Consider the following 21,502-nt stretch of genomic DNA (forward strand, 5'->3'; position numbering starts at 1 on the left):
GGACCTCGGCCCCATTGCGCGGCAATCACTGCGTCAGATTAAACAAAATAAATCCAATTGCAATAAGTGGCATTTAAAGATATCGAAATATATATAATAATTTAAATGTCAGCGCGGAAGTTCCCATGGCGATCGGATTGAACGCTACCGAAATGGATGCCTCGTATGGGTTGGCGGAAAGTCTCGTTTCCGAGGTCGCGGTGCTTATCGTTGGCTATCGCAACCCGCATGACATCGTCGAATGTCTACTGGCATTGTCCCGTGCGACCACTTCGCCGGCCTTCGACGTCTTCATTTGCGAGAATGGTGGCGAGGATGCCTATTGCCAACTGGTCTCAGCTCTGGTCGGCGAGGGAGGCCCTTGCCTGCGGGGCGAAGCTCGCGGAACCGGAATAGATGATAACATCAGCCGATTTACCGGCGTGGAGCGCCTGGTTCTGCGAGCGAGATCGTCAAATGTCTGGGTTGCGTGCGCCTCCGACAATCTTGGCTATGCCGGTGGGATAAATGCGTGGTTGCGCCCACTCTCTGCAATTCCCACTTGGCGGGCGATCTGGATCTTGAATCCAGATACCCAGCCGACCGAGTCCGCGCTGGCCGCGCTACACAAACGGGCGGAGTCCGGTCGAAAGGCAATGGTGGGCAGCACTATTCTCGACAGCCTCGATGCGGATCACGTGAGATTCCGCGGTGGGCTCTCCTGGCAGAAGCTGGCCGCGAGAGACGTTGCCATCGGCCTGGGAGACCTTCTCAATGCATCCTGCAACACCGCGGCCGTCGAAGACGCGATGGATAGCCCTTCGGGGGCATCGATGTATGTGACCCGCTGGTGCATCGAGCGGATTGGTCTCATGGATGAGAGCTATTTCCTGTTTTACGAGGATATGGATTGGGGACTGCGCGCAAGACATTTGGGACTCGGTTATGCCGCCGACTCGATCGTCGTTCACAAGCGCGGCACCACGACGGGATCCGCCAAAGGTTCATCGGCCATACCAGTGCTCTCCGTTTACCTCCAGCACCGCAACTGCGTTCGCTTTGTACGCCGACATTTCCCATGGTCGCTGCCTCTTAGAGTTGCGGTCTCCGTCCTTTATGCACTCAGGTTCTTACTGCAGGGAGCCCCAAGCAACAGCCGTGCAGCGATCGAAGGGCTCGTCGCTGGATTGAGAGGCGAGATGGGCCGGCCGAAGGAGCGGATGGCACAATAACGGACGCAAGGGCACCTGCGGATGCGACGGTCGATCTTCATTCAATCGCTCTTGTTGCTTTTAGTCGTGAGCGCCGGGGAAGACGACATTGTTGCGCGCGCGGCGGAGCGCGACCCGATACCCACGGCCGAATGGCCCAACCCTACGAATACGGGGGTGCGTCCGCATGTCAAGCTAACGCGTTCCGGCGACGTTGTAGCGGACCAGGCCGGCGTCACGATTTCGGGCCTCGATATTGAAGGCCGCGTCTATATCAAGGCACCGAACGTAACGCTGATCGATTCCAAGGTGACTTCCGCCTCCTTCTACATCGTGAGAATCGAGCCCGGTGTCACTGGCACAGTGATCAAGAACTGTGAGATCAACGGCGGTGGCTCCGGCAATGATGGCTCCTATGGCATAGTAGGTCAGGGTACGTTCATCGCAAACAACATCTACAATGTGGAGAACGGAATCGGTGTGTCTGGGTCTGATACGCTCATTCAGGACAACTACATTCATGATCTCCTTGCGTCCGGCTCTCCGCACTATGACGGCATTTCGATCGATGGCGGCAACGCCAACATCGTTGTCAGGCACAACACGGTCATCAACAGGCACACGCAGACATCCGCGGTCATGATCGACAATTATTTCGGACCGATCTCCAACATCGAAGTCGACGGCAACCTGCTGATGGGCGGTGGATACACGGTTTACAGCTCGGCGCAGTTCAATGGCGGATCGGTCGAGGGGGTTTCGTTCACCAAGAATCGCATGGGCAGAGGGAGGTGGGGCTATAGTTCGATTGTGAAAAACCTCCCGGTGTGGCGGGAAAACGTAGATAGCGCGACCGGGCGCACCATTGGTCCTCGGTAGATCATCTGCGGCCTCAGGTCGCCTATTTATCCACACGCCGGAACCAGAATGATCCTGGCTCCCGCCACGGTTCGCGCATCAGAACCGGACATGCGTTGTTCAGCCTAGCCTTGTGATTGCGTGCAAGCCAGTTAACTGCGCCAATGATCTCGAAATGTGCGTTGAAACTCAGGAAGGCCTCCAGGAGATATTGCTCATTCCATAGCCAGCGATCGCGAAGGAGCCATTGAGCAGGGTAATCGTGCGGCGTGAAGACGTCGTGGACATGCACGATCACGTTGGGACGGAGGAGGCCGAGTACGTGCAGGTATTCGTGCAGGACGTCGCCCTGCGGGCGAATGATGTGTGAGGAGTCGATGAAGAGAATGTCGTTCTCTTCCAGCGCCTCAAAAAGGCTGTCTGGGCAGCACTCGACCTTTCTTCTCAGGACCGTGACACCCGCTGATTCGAGCCAAGGTTGCTCAAACGGTTCAATACAGATCTGCTCGCATCGATAGCCCGGGCTGTCCCTCCCGTTCGCCTCTATCGCGAGGCGGGCCATGAGGGTCGAATTGCCACTCCCGACCTCGACGATCCGTTTGGGTTTGAAGTGACGTATCATGTTATAGAGAAATTCGGCGTCTCCAGGCTCGAACGAGCCGTTGTGGTATCCGAATTCGTCGGGTCCCTTTTGAACGGTTGGAATTTTGAGCAGTTCGTCGCGGTACTTAAATTGCTCGACCAGCTCAAGCTGTGTCGCTTCGTTTAGATCCAGTCCAGCGATTTCTCGCGGAAGATCTAGGTCGCGCTTCAGGTCTTTCGCGAGAACGATCGGCTCATAGTAGTGATGCCGCACGATGGCGAACTGAAATCTGTCACAGATTGACCTCGACAAGGGAGCTCGATCACGGAGGCGACCAAGGAGGACTGCAAGTGGAGCAAAAAGTAGAACGACCGGCGTCAAAATCAGATCGAGTACTCGGTAAACGGACTCGCGGAAATAGTGCATGGATCATCACTTCCGATCTGTAGAAATGGGACAATCTTCGGCCTAGCAAGGCTCCGCTTCGATGCACGAATATTGTGGCCCATTGCCATTCCGCCGTCCAGACCAGATCGCTCGCATGTGAGGTCGTCCAGGGCAGTGGAAAACCGGCGTCTTCACCGGGAGGGAATGGCTGTATTCTCATTCGTTACCGTGTCGCGACTACGCGGCGAGCCTCGCCTCAGCGGCGATCGATTTCCGGGCATGAGGACTCGCGCGCTTCAAGGGCTACGGATACGCAACCGAATTGATCTCCCTCCAAATAGCTCCTCGACAGCCTTCGACTGCCACACCTCAGAAGAGCGCCTGTGTTCCGCTGTCCCCGGCAGAACTCTGCTGACGAGTTCGCGCGAGATCCGTCGAACGGAGAGAATCGATTCCCACCCAATCGTGGTCTGGCGGTCTTTTTGAAGCGAGCCTTTGGTGAAGTTGTTAAAAATATATATCCGCAATTAAATTGCGAAAATGCCAAGAGGCGATGAGAAGCTGCGCGCTCGTTGCCGTCTGCGAAGATAAAGGTGAATAAGTCGGCAGTGTGCTCTTGCGGCAACGCGCGAACACTCGCACTCTGTCGCGGCTTATATCGCGGTGTTACTTCGGGTTTTTTTAATCGCGTTGAATTTGGTCGCGCGTTGCACCCAAAAAATGACCCAAGTGGCGCCCCCATCTTGTCCCAAAAAAGCCCCCGCCGATGGAGCATGACACCGGCCGTGGCGCGCCTTTGGGGATGGCGCACCTGCGTGCGCTGCACGTTCGATTTAACTGCGAAGGAGAAAAATATCTTGGCAACGACGACTGCGTGGCCTGATGCTACGAACACTGGAGTGTCGGCGGGCGTGACCCTCACTCCTTACTACGGGGACCTCGTCATCAATACCGCGGGAGCCGTGATCAGCGGCCTCGACATCCATGGATCGGTCTACATCAACGCTCCGAATGTCACCTTGGAGAACTGCAAGGTCACGACGGATGCGTTCTACGCCGTGAGGGTTGCGACGGGGGTAACGGGTGCGGTGATCCAGCACAATGAGATCAATGGCGTCGGCTCGGGCAACGACGGCGACTATGGAATCATGGGTCAGGGAACGTTCATCGCCAACAACATCTACAACGTTGAGAATGGGATCGGCGTGGATGGAGGGAATACCCTCATTCAGGACAATTACATCCACGACATGATCGCATCGGGATCCCCGCACTACGACGGTATCTCGATTGACGGGAAAAACTACGACATCACGATCCGCCATAACACGGTCATTAACGACCACACTCAAACGGCAGCGATCATGATCGACAATTACTTCGGACCTGTCTCGAACGTCGTTGTCGACAACAATCTATTGTATGGTGGTGGCTACAACATCTACAGCTCGGCCCAGTTCAACGGCGGTTCGGTCACGGGAGTCTCGATCACGAACAATCACATGGGCGGAGGTTATTGGGGCCCAACCGCATTCACCGGCAACACCCCAGTTTACACCGGCAATGTGGATGACAGCGGGAGCCTTATCGCGACCCTCAACACATCGGCGAACAGCGGCTCGGGCTCGACGGCCCCAACTGTGCCGGATGCTCCCATCATCGCGTCGTTCTCGACCGACAGCGGCACCGCCGGCGACAAGATCACCAACGACAATACGATCGAGCTCAAGGGATCCGCTGCTGCCGGCAGCACCGTCAAGTTCTACGACGGTGCGACCCAGATCGGTTCGACCACTGCGGACTCGAGCGGCGCCTGGGATTACATCACAAAGGTCCTGACCGACGCCAAGCATACGCTGACCGCAACGGCAACCAGTTCGTCGGGTCAGACCAGCGTGGCGTCGTCTGCGTTGGCAATCACCGTCGATACCAAGGCTCCGACTGCACCGACCATTGCTAGCCATACGGTGAATACCGCCAATCAGGTGGTGATGTCGGGCAATGCCGAAGCGAGCAGCGTCGTGAAGGTGTTCGACGGCACGACCCAGATCGGGACCGCGACGGCAAGCAGCACTGGCGGGTGGAGCTATACAAGCAGCGCCCTTGCGGCCGGTTCGCATAGCCTTACCGCGACGGCAACGGACGCAGCAGGCAATACCGGCGCGGCGTCCACCGCCTTCACGGCCAGCATCACCGGCACCTCCGCGCCAGCCACACCGACCTCGCCGACGTCACCCTCGTCGCCGACTGCCGGCACGGTCGTCGAGTCAGCTGGCGCCACAACTCTCGTTGAGAGCGGCGGCAAATATTACCTCAAGGGCAGCACCGGATCGGGCCCCACGCTGAAGGATAACGGTGTGGAGTTTGTGAACGGGTCGGATGGCACCTGGGCACCGATTGGTGCTGAGAAGACCGCGACGGGCTATGAGGTTGTCTGGAAGGAGGCGAGCACCGGTCAGTACACGGCGTGGAATACTGACAACAATGGCAACTACGTGTCCCATGTCGACAGCCTGACCGGCTCCACGTCGGGTGGTTCGGTGTCGGGTACGGACTCCGGCCTTAAGTCGCTCGAGACGAGCTTCCATCAGGATCTTAACGGTGATGGGCAGATCGGTACTTCTACTGCAACCACCCCGACATCGCCAACGCCGACGACTGGCAAGGTCATCGAATCGGCTGGTGTGACAAGTCTCGTTGAGAGTGGCGGCAAATACTATCTCAACGGCAGCACCGGATCGGGCCCCACGCTGAAGGACAACGGTGTGGAGTTTGTGAGCGGGTCGGATGGCACCTGGACTCCCATTGGTGCGGAGAAGACGGCGACGGGTTATCAAGTTGCCTGGAAGGAGACGAGCACCGGTCAGTACACGGCGTGGAACACCGACAACGATGGCAACTACGTCTCCCATGTCAGCTCCCTGACCGGCTCCACGGACGGTGGCTCGGTCTCGGGTACGGACTCTGGCCTCAAGACGCTGGAGACCAGCTTCCATCAGGATCTGAACAGTGACGGGCAGATCGGTACTTCCAGCGTAGCTACGTCGTCCACCGCAACCAATACCACCGCTCCCATTGCGGGCAGTACGTTCGTCGCTTCGCCGGGCAACACGACCCTGACGAGCACGTCCGGCGATGACACCTTCGTTGGCAGCAGCCAGGCCGACACTTTCGTGTTTGGCGCGAACTTCGGCAACGACGTGATCAAGGGCTTCGTTGCTCGCGGACCTGCTCACGACACGATCGAGTTCAGCAAGAGTGTGTTCGACAGTTTTGCCAGCGTTCTCTCCCACGCGACCCAGTCAGGTACCGATGTCGTGATCGCGACGGGGAGCGATACGCTCACGCTGAAGAACACCAAGGTCGGCGCGTTGACCAGCAACGACTTCCACTTCGCGTAAGGGACGGCATCCACACAGAGTAGTCTTCAACAACTGCCTTGGTGATCTCTTGGGGGATCTTCCAACAATGGCGTAGTTCAAGGGCAGCAGCCATGATTGACTTTGGATGGCGGGGGGTATTCCCCCCGCCCGCGAATCTCTATCGAATTCCACTTCTTCACATATCAGCACTCTGGACAGCCGGACGGCAGCGGGCAGAAAACGCTCAACTGCAGACGCCACAGCTGATCGGCTGGGCAAAGGACCTGCTCGAAGCGGTGCGGCAACGGATATTCGCTGGTCGACCCCGGCCAGAGGATCACTATGACGAGTCGCAGTCAGAGTTGTCCGCTTTCCTGCGGTCTTGCCGCCGGATTTTCTGGGCACTCGCGGCCTTCAGCGGCATGAGCAATCTACTCATGCTCACCGGCTCGTTCTTCATGCTGCAAGTCTATGATCGGGTGCTGCCCGGACGCAGCATACCGACTCTGATCGCCTTGATTGCTCTGGCGACGGTGCTTTACCTGTTTCAAGGCGGGCTCGATCTCGTGCGGAGCAGGATTAGCTCCCGGGTCGGTCGGTATTTCGATGAAAGTCTCGGCATTCGCATCTTCGATGCGCTTGTTCGCTTGCCTTTGAAGACCAGAGCGGATGGCGACGGCCTGCAGCCGGTGCGGGACCTCGATCAGGTCCGCAGCTTCCTGTCGAGCGGAGGGCCGACGGCGCTCTTCGATCTGCCCTGGATGCCGATCTATCTCGGCGTCTGCTTCTTCTTTCACTTCTGGATTGGCGTCACTGCGCTGGTTGGCGCGCTGGTGCTGGTCGGCATTACGATGCTCACGGAAACGCGTACCCGAGGCCCAGCGAAGGCGAGCTCGCGTCTCGCCGTTTCGCGAACTGCCCTCGCGCTCGAGGGACGGCGCAATGCCGAAGTTCTGCAGGCCATGGGCATGCGGCAACAAGCGGCCTTGCGTTGGCGGGATGTCAACGCGAAGTACCTCGCGGCCCATGAACGGGCCAGCGATGTCGCAAACGGACTCGGTGGTGCCTCGAAGATTTTCCGGGCGATCTTGCAATCGCTGGTTCTTGCCGTTGGCGCCGTCCTCGTCATCAACCAGGAATCGACGGCCGGCATCATCATTGCCGGATCGATCCTCACCGCGCGGGCCCTTGCGCCTGTCGAAATGGCCATTGCGAACTGGAAGGGATTCGTCGCCGCGCGACAATCGGGGCAACGGCTCGATCACTTGCTGAAGCTTCTGCCTCACGAGGAGGAGCGGTTGGCATTGCCTGCGCCTGTTGCAACCCTTACCGCCGAGAACCTCTATATCGGTGCTCCGAACTCCGAGAGACCCACTCTCAGCGAAGTGTCATTCCAGCTGCGGAGTGGGCAGGCGGTCGGAATCATCGGTCCGAGCGGATCCGGCAAGTCGACGCTGGCGCGTGCGCTGGTTGGGGTGTGGCCGTGTATTCGCGGCAGGATTCGGCTCGACAACGCCGCCCTCGAGCACTGGTCTTCGGACGCCCTCGGCAAGCACATCGGTTATCTGCCCCAGGACGTAGAATTGTTCGACGGCAGCATTGCGATGAACATTGCGCGCTTCGACCCGAACGCAACCGCCGCCGCTGTTCTGGAAGCCTCTCATGCCGCGGGCGCACACGAGCTCGTCCTCTCCCTGCCGGACGGGTACAGCACGAAGATCGGCGAGGGAGGGCTGGCGCTGTCGGCGGGGCAGCGGCAGCGTATCGGGCTTGCGCGCGCCTTTTACGGCAAACCCTTCCTGGTCGTGCTTGATGAGCCCTCTTCCAATCTCGATGCGGAGGGCGAGGAGGCCCTTACCGAGGCGATCCTGAACGTGCGACGCCGCGGAGGGATCGTGGCCGTTGTCGCGCATCGGCCGAAGGCGCTGGAAGGTGTGGACCATGTCTTGTGCCTCGGCGAAGGCAGAGTTCAGTCCTTCGGCAAGCGAGAGGAGGTTCTCAAGAGAGTGTTGCGGAATCCGGTACCGCTCAAGGTCGTCGCGGAAGCTCAAGGAGGCGGCCGATGAACGGTCAGGTAGCGCCGGCGTTGCAGTCGATCCAACGTTACATGATCGTCGGAATGATCATGCTCGCTCTGGTGACCTTTGGGGTCGGCGGCTGGGCGACGACGACCCAGTTGTCTGGCGCGGTCATCGCTCAGGGCGTGGTCGTGGTGGATTCGAGCGTCAAGAAGGTCCAGCACGCCACTGGCGGAATTGTGGGAGAACTGCGTGTGCGCCAGGGCGATCGGGTTAATGCAGGCGACGTTTTGATCCGCCTCGACCAGACGCAGACGCTCGCGAATGCGACGATTGTCACCAACAGCATCGATGAGCTGCTGGCGCGGCAGGCTCGTCTCGAAACCGAGCGCGATGGTGCCGAGCAGGTCGTGTTTCCCAAGGTGCTGCTCGACCGGGCCAAGGAGAGCAACTCCGAGGCGAGCCGTGCGATCACTGCGGAGCGGAAGCTGTTCGACCTCCGCCGCCAGGCAAGGAGCGGCCAGAAAGCGCAGTTGCAGGAGAAGAGCGCGCAGCTGGAAAACGAGATTAAGGGCTATACGGGGCAGTCGGAGGCCAAGCAGAAGGAAGTGGAATTCATCCGCCAGGAGCTGGAGGGCGTACGCAGCCTCTGGCAAAAGAATCTGGTGCCGATCACGCGGCTCAATTCCCTCGAGCGCGACTCCGCCCGCATCGAGGGCGAGCGCAGCCAGCTTGCAGGGATGATCGCGCAGTCGAAGGGCAAGATCTCCGAAATTGGACTCCAGATCATTCAAATCGACCAGGACCTCCGGACGGAGGTCGGCAAGGACTTGATTGAAACGCGCTCGAAACTCTCCGAGCTAGGCGAGCGCAAGACTGCGGCGGTGGATCAGTTAAATCGCGTCGATATCAGAGCGCCACAATCCGGTCGCGTCCACGAGCTCAGCGTGCATACGGTTGGGGGGGTGATCTCTCCCGGTGAGCAAATCATGCTGATCGTCCCTGATGCGGACTCGCTTGCGGTCGAGGTCAAGATCGCGCCGAAGGATATCGACCAGGTCTATGTGGGGCAGACCGCGACAATGCGCTTTGCAGCATTCAACCAGAAAACCACGCCCGAAATCGATGGCGAGGTCAGCATGGTCTCGGCAGACATCACGCAGGATCAGCGTGCCGGCACCAGCTACTACACAGGCCGCGTCCTGCTGAAGCCGGAAGAGCTGGCGAAGCTCGGCTCGGCCAAGTTGCTGCCCGGCATGCCCGTCGAGGTCTTCATCAAGACTGCAGGGCGGACCGCGCTTTCATACTTGCTCAAGCCGCTGCAGGACCAGGCGGGGCGGGCGTTCAAGGAGCGCTGAGCTCGTGCAAGATGGCAGCAGCGCTCGACTGCATGTTTTCGGGACCGGCGCCCTTTCCCTGGGCGTCGGTGTTGCGACCAGTTCCTGAAAGCAAGGCCGGACGGTCGCAAGCATGAGGGGCGGGCGTGTCGGCCCGACGCGCGCGCGTCCCAAACCGGACCCGCGTCTGCACTCCGATTTGAAGGATCCGCCGTAGCATTTGGGCGATCGGCGCGCCGTGCCAAATCCGGTGGAACGAACGTGACGAGATCGCCCACCTCGCGGTCAACCCCACTAAATTGCGTACCTTTCGATCGGGCGAGCGCGGTGGTTGCCCGTTCCCTCCATGCGGGACGATGGGGCGCTCGAACGATCGTCCGCTCAGAACGTCCATTCGCTTGGCATGCAGGGTCATGGCGGCGACGAAGCCGAGTATGGAAGCTTCAGCTCCCAGAATGACGAGTAGCTCGACCGGCATGCGAATGAGGTCCTGTTCGAGAAGGCCCGTTTGGCGCGCATAATAATTTAAAGCAATGATTAAAAATATTTGGTGGCAAATAATTGTCCACCGGTGCGCAGAGCGCGACTTGGGGCGCGCCGCACGTCAACGACTCTCGCCGAGAACAACTGGGCGTCGATTGAGGCCGTCTCGCTCCATCCCCTTCATTCATTCTGCTCGTCTGCCCCGAGTGTCACTGCTGTGCACTCGCGGTCGGCGGCTTATTTAATATTTATTGTCATTTAAATATATTTGAATTATAAACGATGCATTAAATCGGTTTGTGTGACTCGGCGCGCGCCGGGGTGGACACGACACGGATTGGCGTACGGAGGGGGATCCGCAGATGCAGCGAACCTCGGGCCCGGTCATCGCGGCAGCCATAGCAATTGTGATCGGTGGCGTTCAGTGGGCGCGTGCGGCATTGCTGGTCATGCCAAGGGCCTCCCAAGCGGACCTTGCGCATATCGAGCTGGGGCGCCCCGCTCTTCCGCCCCTCACTTACACGGTGTTTTGCCTGCGCTATCACGCCGAATGTCGCCCGCGCCGCTTCTTCCGCGGCGGGCCGGTCCGGTTGACGAGGGAACGATGGGCAGAGCTGAAAGCAGTCAATCGCGCCGTGAACCGCGCCATTGTTCCGCAGCCCAATCAACTAGGCCTTGCGGGTGAGGAGTGGATCGTCAACCCCGATCGCGGTGATTGCAACGACTATGCAGTGAGCAAGCGTCACGAACTGCTGCAACGCGGCTGGCCGGCGCGGGTCCTGTTATTGAGCGAGGTGGTCACCAATTCTGGAGATCATCACCTTGTGCTGGTGGTGCGCGCCAGGAGCGGCGATCTGGTGCTCGATAATCTGACGTCCGAGATCAAGTCCTGGTCGCAAGTGCCATACGGCTGGGTCCGCATGCAGATGCCGAGCGATAGCCGGATGTGGGCGACGATTGGCCGCCCGGGAGCTTGAGCATGCCTCCTGCCATGCCGCCGGAATCACGCTGGGCTGCGCCGGCGGGACGCCTGAGCCAAGCGTGCAAGTGCGGTGTTGGCATCGGCTCTGTCGTGCCCCGTTGACCTACAAAAGTCTTTCAAGCTGCACCTTCTCCAGGCGCGCCCGCCATCATGACGCCGCGAGGCCCAGCGCGTTGGGGGCGGCCGAGGGGTCCACCCAACGTCGGATCGTGCCGTCGTATATGTCGGCGCCGTAGAGCCAGCCGTCGGGCCCCTTCTGCAGATCTACAATGCCCGGCACGGTGTCCACCAACTGGACGGTTGCGACCTGGCGGCTCGCATTCAATGTCGCGGCGAAGATCGTTCCATTGTAGACGTCATCGAAGAACATCGTGTTCTGATTGTAGAAGTCTCCCGCGGTGATCACATGGGCATTGTCTGGCGCCCCGTGGCTGAGAGGCAGGATCGGGAACACGGCAGGCGGATCGGACAAATTATTGCGGTTGCCATTGTTGTAGAAGGTGATCGCCTGAGCGAGATTCTGATAGCTGGCTGTTCTGTCCGGACCTTCAAAGTAGGGCCATCCGAAATTGGAGCCGGCGGGACCGGTATCGATCTCTTCCCAATTGTTCCAGCCGACGTCTCCAAGCACAGGCAGATTCGTGACGGGATCGAAGCTGAAGCGGTAGGCGTTGCGGACACCGTAGTAGAACACTTTCGATTGATTGCTGTTTGGATCGCTGGCCTGATAATACGGATTGCCCGGCGCTCCCTCGCCCGTGACGGGATCGATCCGCAAGAGCTTGCCCGAGAGATTGTGGATGTCCTGGACCCGCACTGCGCGGGGATCGACGAAGTTGTACGACGTGCCATCCCCGACCGTGAGGTAGAGGTAACCGTCGGGCCCGAAATGAACGGCACCGATCGAATGCGAGTCGCTGTCGGTCGCAAGATAATCACGGATGTTCTGGTTCTGGATGCCGGACCTGTCGGGATCGTTGTCCTGCGCTCCTGTCTCGATCTGGCTCACGGGAGCCGTGATTGTGGTGCCGTTGACGATCCCGGAAGGAGCGATGCTGGGATCACCGCCGCTGTTTGCGTCGGGACGGCTGGTATAGGCCCATACGCTGTTCTTGCCGACCAGCACCACTTTACTGGCTGGATCGGCAATCATTGTGGTGGGGTCGACGGTGACTCTCACCAGACGACTGGGTCGGTTGCCGCCCCCATCGGCCGCCGCGAGACCGCTCTGGGTCGCCGTCTCGGGCGGATCATAGGTGTAGAGCAGGTAGACGTAGTGGTTACTTGCGAAATTCGGATTCACCGCGATTCCCAGCAGCCCGCGATCGCCGAAATCGTTCACCTCACTCGCGAGGTTGATGAGCGGAGTCGATCGCAATGTGCCGTTGTCCACCACGCGCACCACCCCGTCCTTCTGCGCGATCAGCATGTAGCGGCCGTCGGGCGTCCAGTCCATCGCCGCAGGCTGGTTCAGACCCGTCACCGCTGTCTCGCCCACCAGGTTGCCGAGAGCGGGGTTGTCATTATCCAGGATCTTCACTGTCGTCGTCGCCTGGGATCCGAGAGTGGCGCCCGTCGGGTTGCTCAAGGTGACGGTGAAGGTCTCGTCGTTCTCCGGAGTCGTATCATTGACGATCGGCACAGAGATGGTCTGGCTCGCCTGTCCGGCGGCAAAGCTCACCGTGCCTGATGTGGTCGTGTAATCGGATCCCGCGAGTGCGCTGCCGCTGCTCGTCGTGAAGCCGACCGTTGCTGCTTGATTGACGGGCCCGCTGCGCAGCAGCGTGATCGTCGCGGTCGGACTAGTCTCTGCAACACTCAGCACAACGTCAGCCATTGCGATTGTAGCGGGTGAGTCGTCGTCGATGATGGTCACGAGCACAGTGCGTGGAGCTCCGAGGGATCCGGAGCCGGGATTTTGAAGTCCGACAGCGAACGTTTCGTTGCCCTCGGTCAGTTGATCGTTGACGATGGGGATGGTGAAGCTCTTGGTGCTCTCTCCCGGTTGGAACACGATCTGGCCGGTGTTCGCCCGACCATTGAAGGTGGGCTGGATAAAGTCCGATCCAGCCGTCGCACTTCCGCCTGCGCCGACTTCGTTCGTCGTGTACTCAACGGTGTTTTGAGACTGGAGGTCGCCGGAGCGGGTGACGGTGACGGTGACCGTGCCGGCCGCTTCGCTGACGTAGATCGTGGAAGTGTTGAGCAGAGCGATGACGTTGGACGGGGCGAACACGACGTCGCGGAAGTAATTTGCATTCTGATAGACGTTGGTGGGGAAGACGCCCGCGCTGTAGTCGAAGACGCCGGCGCCGACGGGCGCGTTCAGGCCGCCATTGCTGATGCCCGACGCGAAGCCCTGGGTGGTGGAGACGTAGTAGCTGTTGATGTTGACCGAGACCACGTAGGTCGTGCCGGCCGCGATGGTGAGCGGCGTGGCCAGCGCCTGCTGCTGCCAGCCCGATGTGCTTTCGTTGGTGAACGTGACGGTCGCCAGTTCCTGGCCCGTGGCCGACCAGATGTGGCCGACATGGGGGCCGGTCTCGTTCGAGGCCTTGTAGTACCGGATCGCCTGGATCACGCCGGACGTGTCGGCGGTGAAGCGCATCCCCAGCTCATAATCCGCCCCAATGCCGTCGGTGGCATTGGTGTTGGCCGGCGTCTGGGTGGTGAACAGGGTGGTGGTGGCACTGGCGGCTGCAACGATCGCCGTGGCCGCGCTGGTTGCGTTCTCGTTGGTGCTGAGCAGATCTGTATAGGTGGCATTCACCCGGATCCGCTTGCCGACCAGGCTGCTGTCGAGGGTGAGGCTCGCGGTCGTGGCGGACAGATTGGTCCAGGTGGTGCCGTCAGGGCTGCTCTGCCAGCGATAGGTGATGTTTGCCGGGACGCCGTCGGGGTCCGTGACGCTGGCCGTCAGCGTCTGGTTCTGGGTCGCCGTGCCGCTGATCGTGACGACACCGACGTCGTTGACATTGGCCACTTTGGTGGCGGTCGCAGCGCTCACTGGGGTCTCGCTGCTGCCCAGCTGGTCCGTGTAGAAGGCGGTGACACGTACGAAGCTGCCGACCTGGGCCTGCCCGAGGGTCAGTGTGCCCGCCGTGGCGCCCGTGATGTTGCTCCACGTGGTGCCGTTCGTGCTTTGCTGCCATTGATAGGTGACGGTGGCCGGCACGCCATCGGCATCGCTCACGGTCGCAGTCAAAGTCTGGTTCTGCGTCGGGGTCCCGCCGACGCTCACCGTACCGGGGTGATTGTTTGGCGTCGAGGAGCTCGCAGCGAACACGACGTCGCGGAAGTAATTTGCATTCTGATAGACGTTGGTAGGGAAGACACCCGCGCTGTAGTCGAAGACGCCGGCGCCGACGGGCGCGTTCAGGCCGCCATTGCTGATGCCCGACGCGAAGCCCTGGGTGGTGGAGACGTAGTAGCTGTTGATGTTGACCGAGACCACGTAGGTCGTGCCGGCCGCGATGGTGAGCGGCGTGGCCAGCGCCTGCTGCTGCCAGCCTGATGTGCTTTCGTTGGTGAACGTGACGGTCGCCAGCTGCTGGCCCGTGGCCGACCAAATGTGGCCGATATGGGTACCGGTCTCGTTCGCAGCCTTGTAGTACCGGATCGCCTCGATCACGCCGGAGGCATCAGCTGTGAAGCGCATCCCCAGCTCATAATCGGCCCCAATGCCGTCGGTGGCATTGGTGTTAGCCGGCGTCTGGGTGGTGAACAAACTCGCCATTTTGTTCTCCCGCGCAGTCGAATTCCCGAACTTGGTGATTTACAAACCAAACGGCAGACAGTGCATTTAAACCAAATTAAGATTAAATGTGTCTCATTCTTTATTGCACTTGGGAAGCAGCCAGCGTGAGCAAGGATGTCAATTTCTCTTGAAGGATGTAGTCGCTGTCGGCCTCTACTCAAGAAAAGCTGGTTGGCGGGCGTCCGCTCGCTCTCAGACGAGCGGTCGCCGGGGCGGCTTTGCGAAGCGGTGCGGAGTACGCCGACAGATTGGGGTGCGAGACACCAAAAGCGGCGGTGCGCCACGTATTCCCGCGTTTTACCCTCGAGGTCCACCTTTTATGGTTCCATCCGCTTCGCGATCAGGTCGGCGAGCTCACCCAGGTTCCGCGCCGCCTCGACCTCGCCAATGCGAAAGCGGACGCGAAACTTCTGCTCGACGGCGATCACGAGCGAGATCTGCATGAGCGAGTCCCACTCATCGACATCCGCCGCCGAGAGCTCGGGCGTGGCCGCGACCTTCTCGAGGAAGATGCCGTCGAATACCTCCTGCAACTTCGCTAATACTTCAGCCTGCATCATAAGCTCTCCGGGCCACATCTATCTTTGTCGAACGCAACTGATACTTTCTCACCTCCAGCTCGAACACTTTTCGGGCTGCGGAGTCTTCCGTACGCGCGAAACCAAACTCCTCGTAAATTTCCGCGACGATACCGTTCTTGGTTGTCGGAAGATAAATGCCGCGTACTGTCGTGCAACCAGCCACCTCTGCGAGCCGAAAAATCTCATTCATGATCTCGTCCTCGACCTGGCGCTTCAGCACGCGGCAGCTCATGAGCCAGGTATCGAGAACGAAGACGCCGCCCTCGATCTTTGCAATGACTACGGAGATGAGCCCGGAATCACCGAACCTATCCTCGAGCCGCATCGTGAAGCACCGGTAGTCCAGCCTTCCTAGGAGTGCCTGGATCTCAGTCTCGGACCGACGGATCGTCGTCAGGTTGAACTGGTTGCTGCGCGCGATCAGCTGGGCGATGCGGGGAACGTCGAGCGAGTCGAACTCTTTGATCGTGCCTCGCATCTCAAGCGAGGCGAGGTAGGCAGGCATGTCGGTTACGCTCGCTGCGAGCTCCGTACGTCGCCGTTCTTGCCTGTACTGCGCCGTCCGTTCGAGATCCTCCTCGGTGACGGTCCGTGGCTCGAAATGACGTCCGGCCTGGATGCGAACGATGAATTCGGCGGGGTCCGGCCCGAGGAGTACACCTGTAACCAAGGGCTGAAACTGGCGCACGATCTCGATTTCCGCCGGGTTGTCGTCGGCAAACACGAAGCTGTCCAGGCCAAGGCGGAGTTCCTCCGCGATCCTCTGCAAGTTGTCGGACTTCGGGTCCCAATTGGCTTTGAAGGCCGCGAAGTGCTCCAGCCGGAGAACCATCTCAGGATGCTTCTCGAATACCTGGATTGCGCGTGCATGGTCGTTCTTGCTGCATACCGCAAGCAGGACGCCGCGTTGGGAAAGTCCAAGCAGGTATCTCTGGAAAGCCTTGAAAGCTTCACCGCGGGGGGACGAGTCGCCAAGCTCGATTCCCTCGATACCGTCTTCCGCGATCACGCCGCCCCATAGCGTGTGATCGAGGTCGATTGCCAGGACCTTCTTGGGGCCCTGCTTCCGGGAGGCGATCAGATGGCTTAGCTCTTGCGCAATGTCGACGAGAAAGTCAGGTGAGCCGAGCTGCTTCGATTCATACCACGCTCGCGCATCCGCCGCGGCTGAGATCCCCCGGCGCGCCGAGAGGAACTCGACGTCGCAGATCTGCACTTCAGCTGGGGCCCGAAGCCCGAGCTCGAGATTGACCGCCTTTCGGAAACTCCAGTCGGTGCCAAGCGTGCGTGAACGAAACGAGCCGAGATCGAGGTCGCCGGGCAGCGCAAGGTTGGCGAGGATCGCCGCCGCACCGGAGCGCGCGGTGAAAGTCTGCGCGAGGTTGAGGAGGTGCTCGGCGGCGCGGACTGCGGCTTCGCGCTGATGTTCGACGGCATCGAGGAGCGAGCCGGAAAACCGGGAGTGGCTCGCGTTCGGCAGTATGAAGGCGAGATCCGGCCTGAAGGCGTACAGTGAGCTCGAGCCGTCAAGGATCTCCGAGACGAAATTATCGTACTCGCCGAGGAAACGTTCGCACTCGATCCCACGAATGGCCAGGAGATGTTCAACCAGTTCGTGCAACGGATAAAGGTTGTAGCCGCCTATCAGGGCGAGGCGGAGTCTTGGCTGGACGCTTTCGGGTGCATAAAGCTTCGCCTTTTTTCGAAGCGTCGACAGAAAGAGCAGCTCGGAGAAGCTCGTCGCTTGCCGCGAGCGCGCGACAAGATGCCCCCAGAACGTGGCATCGCCCGACAACGCCCGGGACTTGAGTTCGGCATCATTGATGGGCCGGTCCGGCACGGGTACTGCAGCGAGAATGGCGAGCCTCCGTCAGAACAGCGGCATCATTTGATTGTCCTTCACATTAAATGATGATAAGGTTCTGGTCAATTAAATGTATTTAAATTACACATTATTAGGGTGTAATAAATAGATGGTGGCGAATATCAGACCGAAGCCGGTGAGCCCAAGCACGCTTTCCACCAAGGCTGAGAATCTCAAGCAGCTTCCCGGAGGAAATAACCTGCTTCTCCGAGAGGTCCGGCTGGAGGACTCCGCGCAAATCATCGCTTGGCGGAATGATCCGGTTCTCGGCAAGTTCCTGACCCGCGAGAAGCTGACCTTGGCTCAGCAGGAAGAGTTTTTCCGGAAATATCAGGCGAGAGTGGACGATTACTATTTCATTGCCGAATTCAAGCGCTCGAAGAAGCCGGCTGGCAGCATCGCGCTTGCGAACCTGGATTTCGCGGCGGGACAGGGCGAAGTTGCGCGGTTGATCGTCGATCCTGGCGCGCGCCTCTTTTTGGCAGAGATATTCGACCTTTTACTCGAATTCGCGTTCGAGCAGCTGGAGCTTACGGCCGTCGTGGCCAACGTTCAAAGCAGGAATAAGGCCGCGAAGAACTTTCATATCCGCCTCGGCTTCCAGATTGAAAAGGTTGCGCCGAAAGCTTGGTGGAACGGCGACGACGTGATTACGTTTCGGATGTCGCGCGCAGACTATCCACCGCTAAAACAGGTCTGGTCGGCGCTGCTCCTCGATGCACGAGAAAGTTAACTGTCGGAGCAACCGGCCAGATTCCGTTCGACGCCGCCCGTCTCCTTTGGCCGGCAGGGAAGGGAGGAGCAGCGCATGGACTTGCGCTTTCATCACGTGGGAATGGCGTGTCGAAAGATCGCGGCGGAGCTGCCCGAGCTCGCAGTCGTTGGTTACAGTGCTGAAGGCCCCATGTTCGAGGACCCGATCCAGCAGGTTCGGATTCAGTTTGTATCAGGCGGCGGTCCGCGCCTGGAGCTCATTGAGCCGGCCGGCGCACAATCGCCGGTGGCGGGTATCTTGAAGCGCGGCAGCAAATTCTATCATCTTGCTTACGAAGCGGCTCGCTTCGACGACGCGATCGCCAGCTTCAGGGCGCAGCAGTATCTTCCTGTATCGTCACCCGCGCCGGCGGTCGCGTTCGACATGCGCCGCATAGTGTTTCTTGCCTCCGCGACGCTCACGCTCGTTGAGCTCATCGAGGCGAGGACCTAGCGCGAATTAGCGATTGATCCGGATGCTGGGGTAACGATTTGCGCGAATCCGTCAGACGAGACAGATCCGCTGCGCCGAACCCATTCAGCAGCGCGCAGGCCGCCGGCCTGCAGTCTCACGACCGGCTCGGGGCCAAGCTCCGACAGTAGAATGCCCATGTGCCCCAATCCCGGAGGCGTTGTTGGCCAAACGCCCAACCCGTTTGCTGACAATACGGTTCGATCCATGTCGCCCCAAAACTGCACGACAATGGCGCCAGCGGGCGCGCACGCAGCGAGGTGAGCTGCTTCCGGCGAACCGATGCGAGGCTCAGCCGTCGGTCTCAGCGCGACGATGATTGCGTCCCATTGGTCGCGATAGAGGGTCTGGACGTCCTCGAAGACGTCCACGCTCGCTCCGGAGCTCGCCAGACCGGAGCGAAGCGAGCCAATGAAGTCGTTGTCGCACAGCAGAGCAATGCGATTCTTGTAAACGGATAAACCGCTATCGTGCAGTTGCTTCACGCACAGCGGACCGAGAAACGAGAAGACATCGACTGACGGGTGACGTTCGTTCACGCCGACGATTGGAATTCCGCGCCGCAAGCATGCGTCCATGTCGAGGTCCTCGGAGCGAAATTCCCAGGCCTCGAACATCAAGGCGATGACGGCCTCCCTTGGCAGCTCATCAATAAGCGCGGCGGTAAGAGGCCGAAGATGGCCGCTGTTGGTTATGATGTCCGTTTGATGGAGGATATCCGGGGTGATCTGCTCCAGGATGTCGATGCGATTGGCCACACCGACCGAATCTGCGAGCTTGAGGGTCTGTTCCCTGGCCTCAGCTGAGGTGCCGTGCCGCGTAGTTTTCGTAAAGGCATAGACCTGCCTGGCTCCGGCCATCGCCGCAAGAACGGCCGTCACGGCATACGCGCCGGTCGCAGCCTCGGTGAGAACCGTTAGTTCCGAAAGGTCTAAGAGAGTTTCGGTGAGGGCGCGGCCCATCAGGGCGCCCAGACGTGGCAATGAGAAGCCTGGTCGGAAGGTGGTGTCGAAGCGAGACCGCAATTGCCCGAATGCTACACCGGCCTCGGCTCCGATCATGAACTGCCCCTCGTTCTCGCCAGTTGGGAAGTGGTCGTTTGGGCGCATGTGCCGGGACTGCTCTAGCCTCGTTTTGTGCCGAAGCGGCGGCTAAAGAGGTGCCGTATCATTTAATGTATTTAAAATTATAATAGCTCTAAGAGCGCCCTGTGCATATAAGGCGTTTGGTATAAGCTGCTTCCGAATCTCGCTTTGCGCAGGAGCTCACCTCAACGCTCTGCGCGCGACGGGAGCGTCGGCACGCGATAGCTCTCAAGATGTCGTTTGCGGGCAAACAATTTAAACGGGGATTAACATATTTAACTTGCGACGCATCCAAATCAGCTTATTTTCTATCCTCGACCATCGCAGGGATAGCGCCGATGAACCCGCTCGACTCCAACAGTGAAGACCGCCGTGAGTTCTTGAGAAGCTGCGGAAAATTTGCCGCCGTCACTCCTCCCGTGATGACGCTGCTGCTTTCGACCTCTCTGACCTCGACCGCCATCGCTAGTTCTGGCGGAAAACTTGTGCAGGGCAACAATGGCAAGGGTAACCTTGGTAGCGACGGCAGTCCTAACGGGAAAGAGGACGTTACTCGCTAAAGTGGCGCCTGCGGCCCCGGTCCCGCCACCGCCGTCCCGGTGACGGATTGGAGGTTCAGCCGGCCCGGCGGCGCCTTTGCCCGGACGGGCGGTCAATCAGAAGGTCATTCAGCTTCTTGCCGGCTCGAAGCTGGGCTTTCAGCCATCGGGGTTGCTTACCGCGACCGGACCAAGTTTCGGACGGATTCTTGGGGTTCTGGTATTTCGGCAACACTGGAGGGTAGGGGCGCCGAGGACGTTCCCCGTTCTGGGCCGAAGCGGCCGTCCCCTCAATCTTGCGAAGCCGCTCTTCGAGCTTGGCTTTTTCCGCGGTCATCCTGCGACTAAGAACAGCAGTGACCTCATCGTAGAGTCGCCACAGCTCAGCTGTGGTCATGGATGCCCAGTCATCGTTCTCCATGGAAGCCGTCCCCACTACCTCCGAACCGAAACAGGAGGGGGGATTATCAGGTCAAACCGGGGTCCGGCAAGCACGATCCACCCGTGGCGCTGCGCCAGCGTGCAACGTGGTGGTCGTAGTTACCGGCTGGGCCCCTGCCTCCGAACCAGCGGTCGCTTTGCCCTCCGCCCCCGGACTCGTCGCCTTGGCGCAAGCAATCGCTGCTCGGCCTTCAACACGCGGCTACGTAAGTTCTGCAATTCAGTGAATTGAACGATGAGAGCCTGATGAGTTTGACGCAAAACTGCTGAAGAATACATGTGACCACCTTACTCATTGCCAACGATGCCCTCCATGACCGCTCGTTGAAGTTGCCGACGAATATGCAGCTCCAATTTGGGTGACCGGTTTTCATCGTTGCTACACACTTGGCTGCGCAACGCAGCCATTTTCCTGCTTCATTGCCCGGCTTCGCCTTGATGAATAGTATTACTTTTCCTCCTTTCAGAAGCGCGGCTTTTGAACGGTCTCGCGTTCGTCGAAATTTCGTCGAATGTTAGATTTGAATCGTGAATAGCCCAATATATCGTTGGTAATAACGGTGCCAACGAAGTTAATTGAATGTTGACCATCATGACACCTTAGCTGATCGGTGCCTCGACGACATTCTCTGGGGGAATTTTCTGATTTAATCTATCAGGCGTTGTCGAAAGTGCGTCGCTTTCGTCGAGGAGCTTGCAGCCTTGAATTTTGAGCACCGCATTCTTACGGTGCTGCGCGCAATTGCCGGTCAAGTTACCGTGGCGCAGTCGTCGAATGTTAGGCTGTCCAGGATTTGAGGCGGTGTGACG

Annotated in this window: 15 protein-coding genes; 9 read left to right on the forward strand and 6 right to left on the reverse strand. The window is 59.5% G+C overall.

Going from position 1 to position 21,502, the window contains the following annotated elements:
• Positions 1–125: 125 nt before the first annotated feature.
• Together DCG74_RS19830 and DCG74_RS19835 are read left to right on the forward strand one after the other, a co-directional pair.
• Entirely contained in the window at positions 126–1,211 is a 1,086-nt protein-coding gene (locus DCG74_RS19830; RefSeq protein WP_172784606.1) for a glycosyltransferase family 2 protein, read from the forward strand.
• A 21-nt stretch (positions 1,212–1,232) separates the two neighbouring features.
• Entirely contained in the window at positions 1,233–2,069 is an 837-nt protein-coding gene (locus tag DCG74_RS19835) for a right-handed parallel beta-helix repeat-containing protein (RefSeq protein WP_172784607.1), read from the forward strand.
• Positions 2,070–2,091: 22 nt separating this feature from the next.
• Here the strand turns inward: DCG74_RS19835 and DCG74_RS19840 are convergent, their stop codons facing one another.
• Entirely contained in the window at positions 2,092–3,057 is a 966-nt protein-coding gene (locus DCG74_RS19840; protein ID WP_172784608.1) for a class I SAM-dependent methyltransferase, read from the reverse strand.
• A 734-nt stretch (positions 3,058–3,791) separates the two neighbouring features.
• Between DCG74_RS19840 and DCG74_RS19845 the strand changes: the two genes are divergently transcribed.
• From DCG74_RS19845 to DCG74_RS19860, 4 genes are all read left to right on the forward strand, one after another.
• Positions 3,792–6,419, forward strand: coding sequence for an Ig-like domain-containing protein (locus DCG74_RS19845; protein WP_246708755.1), 2,628 nt, complete (start codon positions 3,792–3,794; stop codon positions 6,417–6,419).
• Between the two features lie 92 nt (positions 6,420–6,511).
• Entirely contained in the window at positions 6,512–8,446 is a 1,935-nt protein-coding gene (locus DCG74_RS19850; protein ID WP_246708756.1) for a type I secretion system permease/ATPase, read from the forward strand.
• Positions 8,443–9,756 carry an HlyD family type I secretion periplasmic adaptor subunit gene (locus DCG74_RS19855; protein WP_172784609.1) on the forward strand — a complete coding sequence of 438 codons (1,314 nt, stop codon included), beginning with the start codon at positions 8,443–8,445 and terminating at the stop codon, positions 9,754–9,756. The genes DCG74_RS19850 and DCG74_RS19855 overlap by 4 nt, the downstream gene beginning before the upstream one ends.
• 824 nt (positions 9,757–10,580) lie before the next feature.
• Entirely contained in the window at positions 10,581–11,195 is a 615-nt protein-coding gene (locus tag DCG74_RS19860; protein WP_172784610.1) for a transglutaminase-like cysteine peptidase, read from the forward strand.
• A gap of 153 nt (positions 11,196–11,348) precedes the next feature.
• On the opposite strand, the gene DCG74_RS19865 is transcribed toward DCG74_RS19860, so the two are convergent.
• The 3 genes from DCG74_RS19865 to DCG74_RS19875 form a co-directional block, all read right to left on the reverse strand.
• The gene (locus DCG74_RS19865; RefSeq protein WP_257187341.1) at positions 11,349–14,936 is read right to left on the reverse strand and encodes a DUF4082 domain-containing protein; all 3,588 of its coding nucleotides are present in this window, start codon (positions 14,934–14,936) and stop codon (positions 11,349–11,351) included.
• A gap of 338 nt (positions 14,937–15,274) precedes the next feature.
• Entirely contained in the window at positions 15,275–15,517 is a 243-nt protein-coding gene (locus DCG74_RS19870; RefSeq protein WP_172789646.1) for an acyl carrier protein, read from the reverse strand.
• Positions 15,504–17,378: an HAD family hydrolase gene (locus DCG74_RS19875; RefSeq protein WP_172789647.1), complete on the reverse strand. Its 1,875-nt coding sequence runs from the start codon at positions 17,376–17,378 to the stop codon at positions 15,504–15,506. Before DCG74_RS19875 ends, DCG74_RS19870 begins: the two co-directional genes overlap by 14 nt.
• 133 nt (positions 17,379–17,511) lie before the next feature.
• On the opposite strand from DCG74_RS19875, the gene DCG74_RS19880 reads away from it, so the two are divergent.
• Both DCG74_RS19880 and DCG74_RS19885 read left to right on the forward strand, forming a co-directional pair.
• Positions 17,512–18,135: a GNAT family N-acetyltransferase gene (locus DCG74_RS19880; protein WP_172789648.1), complete on the forward strand. Its 624-nt coding sequence runs from the start codon at positions 17,512–17,514 to the stop codon at positions 18,133–18,135.
• Positions 18,136–18,210: 75 nt separating this feature from the next.
• Positions 18,211–18,609 (forward strand): VOC family protein, encoded by a 399-nt coding sequence (locus DCG74_RS19885; RefSeq protein WP_172789649.1) that lies wholly within the window; start codon positions 18,211–18,213, stop codon positions 18,607–18,609.
• Here the strand turns inward: DCG74_RS19885 and DCG74_RS19890 are convergent.
• A complete protein-coding gene (locus DCG74_RS19890; RefSeq protein WP_246709121.1) occupies positions 18,606–19,688 on the reverse strand; it encodes a hypothetical protein in 1,083 nt (360 codons plus the stop codon). The genes DCG74_RS19885 and DCG74_RS19890 overlap by 4 nt on opposite strands.
• 362 nt (positions 19,689–20,050) lie before the next feature.
• Here DCG74_RS19890 and DCG74_RS19895 point away from each other — a divergent pair, with 362 nt between their 5' ends.
• The gene (locus DCG74_RS19895) at positions 20,051–20,272 is read left to right on the forward strand and encodes a hypothetical protein (RefSeq protein ID WP_172789650.1); all 222 of its coding nucleotides are present in this window, start codon (positions 20,051–20,053) and stop codon (positions 20,270–20,272) included.
• Positions 20,273–20,327: 55 nt separating this feature from the next.
• Here DCG74_RS19895 and DCG74_RS19900 read toward each other — a convergent pair whose 3' ends face one another.
• Positions 20,328–20,672 carry an H-NS family nucleoid-associated regulatory protein gene (locus DCG74_RS19900; protein ID WP_172789651.1) on the reverse strand — a complete coding sequence of 115 codons (345 nt, stop codon included), beginning with the start codon at positions 20,670–20,672 and terminating at the stop codon, positions 20,328–20,330.
• Between the last annotated feature and the right edge of the window lie 830 nt (positions 20,673–21,502).

Origin of the sequence: Bradyrhizobium sp. WBAH42, assembly GCF_024585265.1 — a bacterium.
Classification (GTDB): Bacteria; Pseudomonadota; Alphaproteobacteria; order Rhizobiales; family Xanthobacteraceae; genus Bradyrhizobium.

Bases quoted from the DNA above. Each gene is read 5' to 3' on its own strand.
- DCG74_RS19830 (WP_172784606.1), top strand. From the start codon at position 126: ATGGCGATCGGATTGAACGCTACCGAAATGGATGCCTCGTATGGGTTG.
- DCG74_RS19835 (WP_172784607.1), top strand. From the start codon at position 1,233: ATGCGACGGTCGATCTTCATTCAATCGCTCTTGTTGCTTTTAGTCGTG.
- DCG74_RS19840 (WP_172784608.1), bottom strand. From the start codon at position 3,057: ATGCACTATTTCCGCGAGTCCGTTTACCGAGTACTCGATCTGATTTTG.
- DCG74_RS19845 (WP_246708755.1), top strand. From the start codon at position 3,792: ATGACACCGGCCGTGGCGCGCCTTTGGGGATGGCGCACCTGCGTGCGC.
- DCG74_RS19850 (WP_246708756.1), top strand. From the start codon at position 6,512: ATGATTGACTTTGGATGGCGGGGGGTATTCCCCCCGCCCGCGAATCTC.
- DCG74_RS19855 (WP_172784609.1), top strand. From the start codon at position 8,443: ATGAACGGTCAGGTAGCGCCGGCGTTGCAGTCGATCCAACGTTACATG.
- DCG74_RS19860 (WP_172784610.1), top strand. From the start codon at position 10,581: ATGCAGCGAACCTCGGGCCCGGTCATCGCGGCAGCCATAGCAATTGTG.
- DCG74_RS19865 (WP_257187341.1), bottom strand. From the start codon at position 14,936: ATGGCGAGTTTGTTCACCACCCAGACGCCGGCTAACACCAATGCCACC.
- DCG74_RS19870 (WP_172789646.1), bottom strand. From the start codon at position 15,517: ATGATGCAGGCTGAAGTATTAGCGAAGTTGCAGGAGGTATTCGACGGC.
- DCG74_RS19880 (WP_172789648.1), top strand. From the start codon at position 17,512: ATGGTGGCGAATATCAGACCGAAGCCGGTGAGCCCAAGCACGCTTTCC.
- DCG74_RS19885 (WP_172789649.1), top strand. From the start codon at position 18,211: ATGGACTTGCGCTTTCATCACGTGGGAATGGCGTGTCGAAAGATCGCG.
- DCG74_RS19890 (WP_246709121.1), bottom strand. From the start codon at position 19,688: ATGATCGGAGCCGAGGCCGGTGTAGCATTCGGGCAATTGCGGTCTCGC.
- DCG74_RS19895 (WP_172789650.1), top strand. From the start codon at position 20,051: ATGAACCCGCTCGACTCCAACAGTGAAGACCGCCGTGAGTTCTTGAGA.
- DCG74_RS19900 (WP_172789651.1), bottom strand. From the start codon at position 20,672: ATGGAGAACGATGACTGGGCATCCATGACCACAGCTGAGCTGTGGCGA.